This is a genomic window from Pseudomonas sp. MONT-RG-20F-20-E-7-02, from assembly GCF_022662395.1.
Classification (GTDB): Bacteria; Pseudomonadota; Gammaproteobacteria; order Pseudomonadales; family Pseudomonadaceae; genus Aquipseudomonas.
In genome coordinates, this window is the sequence record NZ_JAKNQN010000006.1 from 26,267 (window position 1) to 39,488 (window position 13,222).

General features: G+C 61.7%; 13 protein-coding genes. 7 read left to right on the top strand and 6 right to left on the bottom strand.

The features are described 5' to 3' along the window. The first annotated feature begins 115 nt into the window (after positions 1 to 115). The 3 genes from L8I05_RS17935 (at position 116) to L8I05_RS17945 (ending at position 4,208) form a co-directional block, all read left to right on the top strand. Complete coding sequence (locus L8I05_RS17935; protein ID WP_242170709.1) at positions 116 to 1,288, top strand: GAF domain-containing sensor histidine kinase; 1,173 nt, start codon at positions 116 to 118, stop codon at positions 1,286 to 1,288. Positions 1,289 to 1,388: 100 nt separating this feature from the next. Beyond that, positions 1,389 to 2,411: a transporter gene (locus L8I05_RS17940; RefSeq protein WP_177016938.1), complete on the top strand. Its 1,023-nt coding sequence runs from the start codon at positions 1,389 to 1,391 to the stop codon at positions 2,409 to 2,411. 180 nt (positions 2,412 to 2,591) lie between these two features. Continuing rightward, the gene (locus L8I05_RS17945; protein WP_177016939.1) at positions 2,592 to 4,208 is read left to right on the top strand and encodes an inorganic phosphate transporter; all 1,617 of its coding nucleotides are present in this window, start codon (positions 2,592 to 2,594) and stop codon (positions 4,206 to 4,208) included. Between the two features lie 42 nt (positions 4,209 to 4,250). Here the strand turns inward: L8I05_RS17945 and L8I05_RS17950 are convergent, their stop codons facing one another. The 3 genes from L8I05_RS17950 to L8I05_RS17960 are packed head-to-tail and all read right to left on the bottom strand — an operon-like array spanning position 4,251 to position 6,914. After that, complete coding sequence (locus tag L8I05_RS17950; protein WP_242170712.1) at positions 4,251 to 5,225, bottom strand: biotin-dependent carboxyltransferase family protein; 975 nt, start codon at positions 5,223 to 5,225, stop codon at positions 4,251 to 4,253. After that, on the bottom strand, positions 5,222 to 6,100 hold the full coding sequence (locus L8I05_RS17955) for an allophanate hydrolase subunit 1 (RefSeq protein ID WP_159959262.1): 879 nt from the start codon (positions 6,098 to 6,100) through the stop codon (positions 5,222 to 5,224). Before L8I05_RS17955 ends, L8I05_RS17950 begins: the two co-directional genes overlap by 4 nt. A 55-nt stretch (positions 6,101 to 6,155) precedes the next feature. Then, entirely contained in the window at positions 6,156 to 6,914 is a 759-nt protein-coding gene (locus tag L8I05_RS17960; protein ID WP_242170715.1) for a 5-oxoprolinase subunit PxpA, read from the bottom strand. Between the two features lie 245 nt (positions 6,915 to 7,159). Between L8I05_RS17960 and L8I05_RS17965 the strand changes: the two genes are divergently transcribed. Next, on the top strand, positions 7,160 to 8,077 hold the full coding sequence (locus tag L8I05_RS17965; RefSeq protein ID WP_159959266.1) for a LysR family transcriptional regulator: 918 nt from the start codon (positions 7,160 to 7,162) through the stop codon (positions 8,075 to 8,077). Here L8I05_RS17965 and L8I05_RS17970 read toward each other — a convergent pair. Then, entirely contained in the window at positions 8,074 to 8,970 is an 897-nt protein-coding gene (locus L8I05_RS17970; protein ID WP_159959268.1) for a LysR family transcriptional regulator, read from the bottom strand. The two genes, L8I05_RS17965 and L8I05_RS17970, sit on opposite strands and share 4 nt — an antisense overlap. Before the next feature lie 105 nt (positions 8,971 to 9,075). On the opposite strand from L8I05_RS17970, the gene L8I05_RS17975 reads away from it, so the two are divergent. Both L8I05_RS17975 and L8I05_RS17980 read left to right on the top strand, forming a co-directional pair. Continuing rightward, entirely contained in the window at positions 9,076 to 9,834 is a 759-nt protein-coding gene (locus L8I05_RS17975) for an SDR family oxidoreductase (protein ID WP_242170717.1), read from the top strand. 50 nt (positions 9,835 to 9,884) lie between these two features. After that, positions 9,885 to 10,790: a LysR family transcriptional regulator gene (locus L8I05_RS17980; RefSeq protein ID WP_242170719.1), complete on the top strand. Its 906-nt coding sequence runs from the start codon at positions 9,885 to 9,887 to the stop codon at positions 10,788 to 10,790. On the opposite strand, the gene L8I05_RS17985 is transcribed toward L8I05_RS17980, so the two are convergent. Continuing rightward, entirely contained in the window at positions 10,777 to 11,217 is a 441-nt protein-coding gene (locus L8I05_RS17985) for a multidrug/biocide efflux PACE transporter (protein ID WP_159959274.1), read from the bottom strand. The two genes, L8I05_RS17980 and L8I05_RS17985, sit on opposite strands and share 14 nt — an antisense overlap. Before the next feature lie 88 nt (positions 11,218 to 11,305). On the opposite strand from L8I05_RS17985, the gene L8I05_RS17990 reads away from it, so the two are divergent. After that, on the top strand, positions 11,306 to 12,160 hold the full coding sequence (locus L8I05_RS17990; RefSeq protein ID WP_242170721.1) for a LysR family transcriptional regulator: 855 nt from the start codon (positions 11,306 to 11,308) through the stop codon (positions 12,158 to 12,160). Between the two features lie 161 nt (positions 12,161 to 12,321). On the opposite strand, the gene L8I05_RS17995 is transcribed toward L8I05_RS17990, so the two are convergent. After that, on the bottom strand, positions 12,322 to 13,164 hold the full coding sequence (locus L8I05_RS17995) for a LysR family transcriptional regulator (protein ID WP_242170723.1): 843 nt from the start codon (positions 13,162 to 13,164) through the stop codon (positions 12,322 to 12,324). Between the last annotated feature and the right edge of the window lie 58 nt (positions 13,165 to 13,222).

The following is a 13,222-nucleotide window of genomic DNA, read 5'->3' on the forward strand; positions in this document are numbered from 1 at the left end:
CGTAGGAAAAGTATCCACGTAGTTAATGAAATTACACCCACAGCACCTAAGCTCGCTAGAATCCCCTCATTGGCTCGGGCACAACGCCCAGCACCTTCCGTATTGAGATCGCTGCATGGAGCAGAAAGCCGTCGACATCGCCACTATTGGCCGTATCAGTGCCGTACCCGCGATGCTCAAAGTCATCAGCGACATGACCGGCCTGCGCTTCGCCGCCGTGGCGCGGGTGACCGACGACACCTGGACCGCCTGCGCCGTGCTCGACCAGTTGGAGTTTGGCCTTGGCGTCGGTGGCGAGCTGGACCTGACCACCACGATCTGCCACGAAATTCGCGGTTCCCACGTGTCCGTGGTGATCGACAAAGCCAGCGAAGACCCGCTCTACCGCGACCACCACACCCCGCGCATGTACCACTTTGAGAGCTACATCTCGGTGCCGGTGTTCCGTACCGACGGGCGCTTCTTCGGCACCATCTGCGCACTCGACCCCAACCCCGCGCCGCTGCGCAGCAGCACGATCCAGTCGACCATGGAATCGTTCGCACGGGTGCTGTCGTTGCAGATTGAAGCCGAAGAGGCGCTGCAAAATACACAGGCCCAATTGCAGGAAGAACGCGGCACCGCCGAACTGCGCGAGCAATTCATCGCCGTGCTCGGCCATGACCTGCGCAACCCGCTGTTCGCCATCAACTTCGGCGCCGAGCGGTTGCTGCGCAAACACCCGAACCCTGCAACCGACACCCTTGTGCGCCACATCCTCACCAGCGGTCGGCGCGCCTCGCAACTGGTCGAAGATGTGCTGGATTTCGCCCGCGGCCGCATGGGCAGTGGCATCCCGCTGCACCTTAATGACTGCCAGGATTTGCAGGACGCTTTGCAGCATGTGGTGCTGGAAGTGCAAAGTGTGAACCCGCAACGCCTGATCCAGGCCGATATCGGCGATCTGCGCGGCGTCTACGGCGACCGCGATCGACTGGCGCAATTGCTCTCCAACCTGGTAGCCAATGCCATCCACCATGGCAGCCACGACGGCCCGGTGGAAGTCGCCGCGCGGGTTGAGGATGACCAGTTCACACTGACGGTGAAAAACCCCGGCCAGATCGATGAGCTCGCTCTGCCGCGACTATTTCAGCCCTACTCGCGACCGGTCAAAGACACGCCGCAAGCCGGTCTCGGCCTGGGTTTGTATATCGTCAAGCAGATTGCCGATGCCCACGGCGGCCAGCTTGAAGTGTCATCCTGCGCGCAAACAGGCACGCTGTTCACCTTCACCCTGAAAACCCGCTAGGTAAGTTTTCAAACCGTCACAAAATCGTCATCCCGCCTTGCAATGATTCGCCCACGCGAACCTGTGAAACGTCCTACAGGCGCTTTCTCTGCGAGCCTCCATGAACCACAGCATCGACCACGGCCACCAGGATCCCGATCTGTTTGGCCTGCTTTACGGTTTTCGTTTTCGACCCGGTGAAAAAGGCGAGCAGATTGACTCGGCCACCGCGCTGGCCGCCTTGCAGGCGCCGCAAGACCCGGAAGAATTTCTTTGGTTGCACCTGAACCTGGCCCACGCCGCGTGCGAGCGCTGGATGCAAACGCACTTGTCGCTGCCGGATGAGTTTTTCGAAGCCTTGCACGAAGGCTCGCGCTCCACCCGTATCGAACACGTCGACTCGGCCTTGCTGGCGGTGGTCAACGACGTGGTGTTCAACTTCAGCAGCATGGTCTCGTCGGACATTTCCACGTTGTGGGTGTGCGCCCGCAGCCGACTGCTGGTGAGTGCGCGCCTGCAACCGCTGCATTCGGTGGATAAATTGCGCTCATCGGTGAAAGCCGGTGAACGCTTTCGCTCGCCACTGGAATTGCTGGTGCATTTGCTGCGCGACCAGGGCGAAGTGCTGACGCAGATCGTGCGCAAGACCAGCATCAGTGTCGACCATATCGAAGACCAGTTGCTGTCCTCGCGCCTGTCCACCAACCGCGCCGAGCTGGGTGCCGCGCGCCGCGTGCTGGTGCGCCTGCAACGCTTGCTGGCGTTGGAGCCCGGCTCGTTGCTGCGCCTGCTCAATCGCCCGCCGCAGTGGCTGCAAAAGGAAGACGTGAAGGAGTTGCGCAAATCCACCGAGGAATTTGCGCTGATCATCAACGACCTGATGGCGCTGGGTGAGCGCATCAAGTTGTTGCAGGAAGAAATCGCCGCCAACCTCAACGAGCAAAGCAACCGCACGCTGTTCACCCTGACTGTGGTGACGGTGCTGGCGTTGCCGATCAATATCATTGCCGGTTTTTTCGGCATGAACGTGGGTGGCGTGCCGCTTTCCACCGACCCGGAGGGGTTCTGGATTCTGGTGGCGCTGGTGGCGACGTTTACCTTGATTGCCGGGCGCTGGGCGTTCCGTAAACGCAAAGATTACTGACGTGGAATGCAATCAAACTGTGGGAGCCAGCTCCCACATTGATCGCACTCTGACATCGGTTTTGCGGTGGTTTGTAGACCAGCGGCACAGCCAATTCCTTAAACACTGACTTACCGCAGCATCTCTGTAACATTCTGCAATGATCATCAACGACATCCTCCCCACACTGGATGCTCCGGCATGGCCACCCCTTCCCTGACTGCCTCCTCCACCGCGTCACACGCTGACCCCAAACCCCGCCTGGATAAAAAACCCGGCCTGGTGACGGTGATCATTTTCTTCGCCGTGCTCGCCATGGGTTTGCTGTTTACCGCCTACAGCCTGATGCACGACATGCACGAACTGGGCACGGTGGTGACCACCTGGACGCCGTTCCTGCTGCTCGGCGTGGCGCTGTTGATCGCCCTGGGTTTTGAGTTCGTCAACGGTTTCCACGACACCGCCAACGCGGTGGCGACGGTGATCTACACCAACTCGCTGCCGCCGCACTTTGCGGTGGTGTGGTCGGGCTTTTTCAACTTCCTCGGTGTGCTGCTGTCCAGCGGCGCAGTGGCGTTCGGCATCATTGCCCTGCTGCCGGTCGAGCTGATTTTGCAGGTAGGCTCATCGGCTGGTTTCGCGATGATCTTCGCCTTGCTGATCGCCGCGATCCTGTGGAACCTCGGCACTTGGTGGCTGGGCTTGCCGGCCTCGTCATCGCACACCCTGATCGGCTCGATCATCGGCGTCGGCGTGGCGAATGCCTTGATGCACGGGCGTGACGGCACCAGCGGTGTGGACTGGAGCCAGGCGATCAAGATCGGTTATGCCTTGCTGCTCTCGCCGCTGATCGGCTTCGCCTTCGCCGCCCTGCTGTTGCTGGCCCTGCGCGCCTTCGTAAAAAACCGCTCGCTGTACAAAGCGCCAAAGGGCGACACCCCGCCACCTTGGTGGATTCGCGGCATGCTGATCGCGACCTGCACCGGTGTGTCGTTTGCCCACGGTTCCAACGATGGCCAGAAAGGCATGGGCCTGATCATGTTGATCCTGGTCGGCACCTTGCCGATGGCCTATGCGCTGAACCGCACCATGCCCGCCGAGCAGTCCTTGCAGTTTGCGGCGGTGGCCGAGGTGACCCAAGTGGCGCTGGTAAAAAGCGCACCGCAAGTACTGCCGGGCGACCCACGGCCGATCCTTTCGACCTACGTGCGCACCAAGGAAGCCACCCCGGAGCTGGTGCCGGCCCTCGCCGCCCTCGCCGGCCAGATCGGTGACGAAGTAAAAGGCTACGGCTCCCTGGCCAAAGTCCCCGCTGAAGCGGTAGGCAACGTGCGTAACGACATGTACCTGAGCAGCGAAACCATTCGCCTGATGGACAAGGACAAGGTCGGCAACTTCGATGCCGACACCCAAGGCAAGCTGAAGCTGTTCAAAGAACAGATCGACAATTCCACGCGCTTTATTCCGCTGTGGGTGAAGATCGCCGTGGCCATCGCCCTCGGGCTGGGCACCATGGTCGGCTGGAAGCGCATCGTGGTGACGGTCGGCGAGAAGATCGGCAAGACCCACCTGACCTACGCCCAAGGTGCATCGGCTGAGATGGTCGCGATGCTGACCATCGGCGCAGCGGACATGTATGGGTTGCCGGTGTCGACGACCCATGTGCTCTCGTCCGGTGTGGCCGGGACCATGGTGGCCAATGGCGGTGGGTTGCAGATGAAGACCATCCGCAATTTGTTGATGGCGTGGGTGCTGACATTGCCGGCGGCGATTTTGCTTTCAGGCAGTTTGTACTGGCTGTTCACCAAACTGTTCTGACACAACACTGTTTGATCGTTCCCACAGGGGTTTTAGGGTGTGTCAGGAAGTAAAGAGGCCAGCCATGGCCTTCAGCCGCTTCTTGTACACCCGCCGCGCCTCCAACGCTTCCTCCAGCGTCACCGCCACAAACCCCGCCCTTTGATTCGGCTGCATCTGCCCAATCAAATCCAGGTCGGCACTGATCACCGTGCCGATCATCGCGTAGCCACCGCCCGATACCGCATCCCGGTGCAGCACAATCGGCTCCAACCCCGCCGGCACCTGAATCGAGCCAATCGGGTAGCAACTGTCGACGATATTCGACGGGTCCGACCCCGCGCCAAACGGCTGCTCGCGCGGCTGAAAGCTCAGGGCACTGCCGCCCTTGAAGCGATAGCCGATGCGATCCGCCTCGGAACCCACCGTCCACGGCTCGGCGAAAAAGCTGCTTTTTGCGCCCTCCGTCAGCCGGTCGTAATACAGCCCCGGCACCACGCGCAAGGTCACATCACCGCCGACCGAACGGCGCAGCGCCATCGGCAAACTGTTGCCCGCACGGCCCTGCCCACTGGCCTCGCCGATCGGCAGTTCATCGCCTTCCTGCAAACGCCGCCCTTGAAACCCACCCAGCGCGCCGAGGGTATAAGTCGAGCGGCTACCAAGCACCAGCGGCACATCAATGCCGCCCGCCACCGCCAGGTACGTACGCGCGCCCGCCTTGGGAAATTCAAAGCGCAGCACTTGCCCGGCGCGCACCTGGAAGGCGGTGTCCTGGTGCACCACTTCACCGTCCAGGCGCGGCGACATCAGCGCACCGCTGAGTGCCACCAGAGCGTCCTGTTGAAACAACAATTCGGGGCCGATCAGCGTGCACTCCAACCCCGCTGCGCCAAGCGGGTTGGCCACCAAATGGTTGGCCGCGCTCAATGCGTACTGGTCCAGCGCGCCCGAGGGCGGAATGCCCAAGTGGTAATAACCTTCACGGCCAAGGTCCTGCACGGAGGTGGCGAGGCCGGGTTTGAGCACCTTGATCATGCCAGCGCCTCCTGCAGGGTTTTCGGATAGCCGATGGGGTCGGCGAGAAAGGCGTCGAGGGAGAATTCCACCGGGCGGATACGCAGGTCAAAACGCCCGGCGTCCACCTCGGCCACCGCCAGGTCATAGGCGTCGCGGTCGATAGGCTTGAACTGCACAATGTCGCCAGGGCGAAAGAACACCATGTGCTCCTTGAGGTACGCCAACTGCTGCGCCGGGTCGTAGATCGGCGCCGGGGTCACGCCGAACATCTGGTAGCCACCGGCGCCGCGTACCGAGTAGATACAGCCAAAGCAGCCGCCATGGCCGAGGGTCAATTTCGGCGTGTCGGTGCGCGGGCGCAGGTACTTGGGCACCTGCAATTGCCGTTCGCGCTCGACCATCTGGAACATGAACGGCAGGCCCGCAACAAAGCCGACCATCGACACAAACCACGGCGCGCCACTGTGGGCGGCGATAAACGCGTCCACATCGGCCAGGCCGTTGATGCGCGCGGCGTATTCCAGGTCAGTGCCGCTGGGGTCTTGATGGCGGTCGCGAAAACGCATCAGGGTTTCATGGGTCCACGGGTCGTTGTAGAGCACCGGGATTTCGATGATGCGCGTGTGCAACGTGCGTTCGGCCACGGCCTGGGCTTCGGCGCTTTGCACCGCGTCGAGCAGCACATGCGGCGCAATGCGGTCGGGGTCGAAGCGAATCTGGAACGACGCATTGGCCAGGCACACATCCAGCACGCCTTCCAGCGCCAGGCGCTCCACGGCGCGGGTCACCGCCATGCCTTTGAAAAAAGCCTGCAGGGACATGCTGTCACTGACCTCGGCAAACAGGTGTTCATCACCGCCGAAGCTGTAGCGGATGGGGGACGTTTCAGCCATGTCTGTTCCTCTTGGAATCATTGTAGAAAGGCAGGCAAAAAGCAGTGGTTCGATCTTATTGGGGGGTTCTGACTTCAATGCCCGCCTGGTCCAGGGCTTCGCGGGTTGCCTCGACCAATTCCAGGGCGCCAGGCGTGTCGCTGTGCAGGCAAATGGAGTCGAATTCGATCAGCAGGTCTTCGCCCTCGACGGTGCGTACACGACCGGTCTGACAAGCACGCAAAACCCGCGCCGCAACTGTTGCAGGGTCCAACGCGCGCACATTGCGGGTAAACACGATGGAGCCGCTCAGATCGTACTCACGGTCGGCGTAAAACTCGCGCACTACCGGCTGCCCGAGCTCGCTGGCGACGCGCCAGATCACCGAGTTGGGCATGCAGTACAGCAACAGCGTCGGCTCAATGATTTGCAGGTTTTGCACCAGCAGCCGCGCGGCTTCTTCGTCGCGGGCCAAATGCATGTAGAGCGCGCCGTGGGGCTTGATATGTTGCAGGGTCACGCCTTGGGCGCGAGCGATTTCGCGCAGGGCGCCGAGCTGATAGAGCATGTCGTCCACCAGCTCCTGGGCCGGTGCGTTGATATGCCGACGACCAAACCCCACCAGGTCGCGAAAGCCCGGATGCGCGCCGATGGCCACGCCGAGTTGCTTGGCACGCGCGACGGTGCGGCGCATGGTGCTGGGGTCGCCGGCGTGGAAGCCAGTGGCGATGTTAGCCGAGCTGATGTACGCCATCAGTTCCGCGTCGACACCATCGCCGATGGTCCAGGGGCCAAAGCCTTCGCCCATGTCTGAGTTGAAATCCACTGCCTGCATCGGGGCTGCTCCGCCAAAAGGTGATGGCTGAAAGTAGGCTGGCGCTTGACCCCTTGGGAAGATCTATTATCAGATAGGGTATCTTCTGAAAAACAGATATCTTCTGAAAAACAGATACACACAGCTCGTACCCACGCTCTGCGTGGTTACGCCTCCTGTGACGCTCCGCGTCACGATTTTAAACGCGGACGCGGAGCGTCCCTGCCTGCATGCCCACGCGGAGCGTGGGAACGATCGGATGAGCCATGTCCCTGACCCTTCGCCAAATCCGCTACTTCGTCGCCACCGCCGAAATCGGCCAAATTTCCCAGGCGGCGATTCACCTGAACATTTCCCAGTCGGCGGTGACCACCGCGATCAAGGAACTGGAAGCCATGCTCGGCGTGCAGTTGTTCGTGCGTTCGGCCCAAGGCATGAACCTCACCGACGCCGGGCGGCATTTTCTCAACCGCGCCTATGTAATCGCGCGCAGCGTGGACGACGCGCTGAACAGCCCGCTGCCGGATTACCGCGCCAGCGGCGTGCTGCGGGTGGCGGCCAGTTACACGGTACTCGGTTACTTCCTGCCGCATCACCTGCAACGCATGGAACACTGGCACCCGGACGTGACCATCGAGGTCTTCGAACAGGAGCGCCAGGCCATCGAACACGGCCTGCTCGACGGTCAATTCGACATGGCCGTGGTGCTCACCGCCAACCTCACTCACGCGGATATCGTCTCCGAAATCCTGTTCAATTCGGAACGCCGGCTGTGGCTGCCCAGCCACCACCCGCTGTGCGAACGCGGTGCGGTAAGCCTGGCCGATGTGGCACAAGAGCCTTACATCCTGCTCACCGTCGACGAGGCCGAACACAGCGCCATGCGCTACTGGGAACAGGCCGGGCAAACGCCCAAGGTGCGGCTGCGCACCAGTTCGGTGGAAGCGGTGCGCAGCATGGTTGCCAATGGCAGCGGCGTGGCGATTCTGTCGGATTTGGTGCACCGGCCGTGGTCGCTGGAAGGCAAACGCATCGAGACGCTGACCGTGACCGACCCGGTCACGCCCATGAGTGTCGGCCTGGCCTGGCACCGCGAGCGTGCGTTCACTCCGGCGATGCAGGCGTTTCGGGATTACTTCCACGACGCCTTCCTGGCGCCGCAGCAGTTGTCGGCGCGGCGTTAGAGCTGGGCTTGCAGCGTGGCGGCCAGCCAATCCATAAACACCCGCACCCGTTGTGGCAGATGCCGTTGCCCGGCGTAGAGCAGCGACACGTCCAGCGCCGGTGCGGGGTAATCGGGCAGCACGGCCACCAGTTCACCGCTGTCGAGTAAATCGCGAATGCCCAAGGCCGGCACTTGCGTGATGCCGAAGCCGCCCAGGCACGCGGATTTATACGCGTCGGTGCTGTTGACCGTGACGCGCCCGGCCATCGGCACGCGGTGCACCTTGTTGCCCTGCTGGTATTCGAACCCCGCTGAGCGTGAGCCCAAGGGCCGCACGTAATGCACCAATTGGTGATGCGCAAGGTCGGCCAAGGTTTCGGGCACACCATAACGCTGAACATAACCGGCGCTGACACAGTTGAGCATCGGCAGGCTGCACAGCAGGCGCGCCACCACGGTCTGGTCGGGCTGCGCGCCCACGCGCAACACGCAGTCGAAACCTTCGGCGAGCAGGTCGACCTGACGGTCGGTGGTGCTGATTTCCAACTCGATCAACGGGTGCGCATGCAGGAAGTCGGGCAGGCGCGGCAGGATCAAATCCCGCGCCATGACGTTGGGCATATCCACGCGAATACGCCCGCTGAGCTGCGCTTCATCCTGGCGAAACAGGCCTTCAAGTTCCTCCATGTGCGCGAGCAAATCCTTGCTGCGCTCATACAGCACGCGCCCGTCCTGGGTGGCCTGCACCTTGCGCGTGGTGCGCTGCAACAAGCGCGCACCGAGCAGCTCTTCGAGCGCCTGCACATGCTCGGACACCGTCGAGCGCGGCAAGCCCAGGCTCTCGCCCGCCTGGGTAAAACTCGACAGTTCGGTGACCCGCACAAAAGTGCGCAACAGCTCAAGCTTATTCATGGGATTGTTCGCCTTATCCGGCCAGTGATTCCGATATCACCCTGTTTATCACGTTATCCACGGACAAATACACTCAGTCCCACGATCACCTCAGAGGACTGCACCATGACCCGTAAAATCGCACTCATCACCGGCGCCAGCCGCGGCCTGGGCAAAAGCGCCGCACTGCACCTGGCAGCACAAGGCGTCGACATCATTGGTACTTATCACAGCGCAGCGGCCGAGGCCCAGGCGGTGGTGGAACAGATTGAAGCCCTGGGTGGCCGCGCCGCCATGTTGCAACTGGATGTCAGCCAGAGCGGCACGTTCAATGATTTCGTCGGCGAAATCGCCACCGTACTCAAGGATGTTTTCGCACAGGATCACTTCAACTTTCTGATCAATAACGCCGGTATCGGAGCGCATGCCAGCTTCGCTGAAACCACTGAAGAGCAGTTCGACCGCTTGGTGGCGATCCACTTCAAGGCGCCGTTTTTCCTCACGCAAAAATTGCTGCCGCTGATCAGCGATGGCGGACGCATCATCAATATTTCCAGCGGCTTGGCGCGGTTCAGTCTGCCAGGGTATGCGGCGTATGCGTCGATGAAGGGTGCGGTGGAAGTGCTGTCGCGCTATCAGGCCAAGGAGCTTGGCCCACGCGGGATCACCGTGAACACCCTGGCACCGGGCGCAATTGCTACCGATTTCAGCGGCGGTGCGGTACGCGATAACCCGGCACTCAATGCGATGGTCGCCAACAACACCGCGCTGGGCCGCGCCGGTTTGCCGGACGATATTGGCGGGGCGATTTCGACCTTGCTGGCCGATGGCAGCAACTGGATCACCGGGCAGCGCATCGAAGCCTCGGGCGGCATGTTTCTGTAGGCATTCTGCGCTAGCATTAATGCCTTAAGATCACTGACAGGCAAGCACCGATGAGTTTTGATCCAGGTTTGGCCGGCGGCATGGGCGTATTGGCGGCCGTGGTCGACAGCGGCAGTTTTGCCCGCGCCGCCGACAGCCTGGACATGACGCCTTCCGGGGTCAGCCGGGCGATTTCACGGTTGGAAAAACGCCTGGGCATTCGCCTGTTCGACCGCACCACGCGCTCGGTGCAATTGACCGACGAAGGCCGCCGGTTCTACCAGCAAATCGCCCCGCTGCTGGCCGGTCTCGAAGAGGCCGCCAGCTCCGCCGCCGACAGCGCATTGACCGTGCGTGGGCGTTTGCGGGTGAATATCGACCCGTACTTCTCGCGCCTGGTATTGGGCCCGGTGCTCGGCGATTTCATGCGCCGCTACCCACAATTGCAGTTGGACCTGCACACCCGTGACCAACTCGGCGACTTGGTGGCCGACGGTTTTGACCTGGCGATTCGCTTCGGCATCCCGCAGTCCTCCTCGCTGATCGCGCGCAAGCTGATGGAAGTGCGCGTGCTCACCCTGGCCTCCCCCGCTTACCTGGAACAATACGGCCGCCCGGCGCTTCCGCAAGACCTGGAGACCGGGCATATGTGCCTGGACTTTCGCGACTCGCAGACCGGTCGCCCGTTTGCCTGGGAGTTCCACCGCAACGGCGAACAGGTGATCGTGCGCACCAATGGCCGCTTGGTGGTCAATGACGCCAGCACGTTATACAGCGTGTGTGAACACGGGCACGCCGTGGCGCAAATGCTCGATTTGGGCCTGGCGCCGGCACTCAAGGCCGGCAGCCTGGTGGACCTGTTTCCTGACTGGCCGGACGAGCGTTTTCCGTTGTACGCCTATTACCCTTCGCGGCATTTGCCCGCCGCCAAGGTGCGGGCGTTTCTGGATTTTGTCGCGTCGCTCAAACTTGGCTAGCCACGCGCTGCTGGACGATTTTCTCGCGCAATACGTCGTAGCCCCAGTGATACACATAGGTGTACGGCAGGAAGAACAGCAACACGCCGATGTCGAGAATAAACGCCTGCATCAGGCTGATATTCAGCCAGGCGGCGATCAACGGCACGCACACCAAAATCAAGCCACCTTCGAACATCAACGCGTGCAGCACACGGGTCCAACCGTTATTGGCGAGCTGCCAGCGTGCTTTCAGGCGGTCGAACAGGCCGTTGAAAATCACGTTCCAGGTCAGCGCCATCAGGCTGATCGCCAGGGTGACCATGCCCATTTCCAGGGCGGGTTTATCCATGATCCACGCCAGCAACGGGGTGCAGATCAACAGCGCCAAACCCTCAAAACCAATGGCTTGGCAAACACGTTCAGTAATCGACTTGGTAGGGTTCATAACCCGGCTCCGTGAGTGACGATGGTTGCCATCATTACCCTTTGACTCGATACTTCATAACTAATAACCATCGATAAAGGCGATAGTCATGGCCTCTAATGAAGTGCTGCAGGCGTTTGTCCAGGCGGCCACCCAGGGCTCGTTTTCTGCGGCGGCGCGCAAGTTGGGCAAGAGCCAGTCCACCGTCAGCGCGGCGGTGGCGAGTTTGGAGATTGACCTGGATGTGGTGCTGTTTGATCGCAGCAGCCGCAAGCCGACGCTCACGCCCGCCGGCCATGTGTTGCTGCAACGGGCCGAGCAGGTGCTGGAGGCCAGCAGCCGCCTGGAGCTGGCGGCGAGCCAGTTGGCAATGGGTTTGGAGCCGAAGTTGAGTATCGCCATGTCCGATACGTATCAGTCGGAGCGTTTCGAGCTCGCGCTTAAAGCGTTTGAACAACGCTACCCGGACCTGGAGCTGGAATGGCTGATCGCCGAGTGCGAAGACCTGATCGCCCTGGTGCAAAGCGGCCGCGCGCAGATTGCCTTGATCGAAGCCCAGGAGGTTTACCCGCCCGACCTGACCCGCGCGCCCGTGGCAGAGCGTACGGAAATCGCCGTGTTCGTGGCCCCCACTCACCCTTTGGCCAACGTGCAAAACCTTGACCCGCAGGCCTTGCAGCAACACCGCGAATTGCGTCTGGCCAGCATCATCAACCCCAACGAAACCCGCCCGAGCGGCCGTGTGTGGTCGGCGCCGAGTTTTCTGATGCTGATGGAAATGGCCCAACTCGGTTTCGGCTGGGCAGCGTTGCCGCGCTGGTTGGTGGAGCGCTTCGGGAATGCCGGGCTGGTGGAACTCAATGTGCGCAGTTGGCCGCGTTCGGTAGCGGTGGACGCGCTGTGGTCGCGCCAGCACCCGCCGGGGCCGGCGGGGAGTTGGATGTTGGGGCAGATGTTGGAGTGATAAACCCGCCCCTCCCTACAAGTTGGCAATAGAGATCCAACCTGTGGGAGCTGGCTTGCCTGCGATGGCGGTGGTTCAGCTTGCATCTTTGCTAACAGACATACCGCCATCGCAGGCAAGCCAGCTCCCACAGGGGTTAGGTTGTGTTGGTTGGCGTTGTGTCACGCCGCAGAGAGCTGCGGTGGGCGATTGTTCTGGAAATATTCATGCAAGGCACGCAGTGCAGGCAGCTCCAACGCCTGCGCGGCGAAGCACAACCCCACCCGGCGCGTCGGTGCCGGCAGGTGCCATTCGCGAATCACCACACCGGCCCGCTCGGCGGCCATCGACTGCGGCAACATCGCCACGCCCACACCCGCCGCGACCATGTGCAACGCCTGGGTCAATGAACCGGCGTGCCCGGCCACCGCTTGCGGCGAGCGGCCATACAGCGCCATCAAGCGCTGGTGGGAATCGTGCTGTGGGCAGGTGATCCAGTCTTCAATCGGCGCCCACGCCTGCTCTTTGCCGGCCTGCGCCATCGGGTGCGCCGTGGGCAACGCCATTACGTAGGACTCTTCCCAAAGCGGCAGGAACAACTCGTCCTCACAGCACATTTCTTCCACTGCCAGGCGCGCGTCGCCTTCGCAGCCTTCCTGCAAGGTCAGCAGCAAACCCGGCAGACCTTGGTGCGCCATGCGCAGGAAGGTTTCGATCTGGCTGTCGGCAATATCGCCTTCCACGCCCAGTTCCAGGGCAATACGATTTTCGCGTCCGCGAAATAAACCGCTCAAGGCGTCCGCTTCAGCGACCATGCGCCGCGCCTGCGGGTACAGCACGCGCGCCTCGGCGCTGACGTCCACGCCGCGCGGCTGACGCACAAACAGCGCCACGCCGAGTTCGTCTTCCAGCTGCTTGATGGTGACCGACAAGGTCGGCTGGCTGATAAACAGACGCTGGGCGGCGGCGGTGATGTTGCGCTCTTCGAACACCGCGAGAAACGCCTTGAGGTGACGCAAATCCATAGCTTTATCCGATGACAGACAGAGAAATAAGGCATTTTTCAGCCTCAGCGCGGGTAAA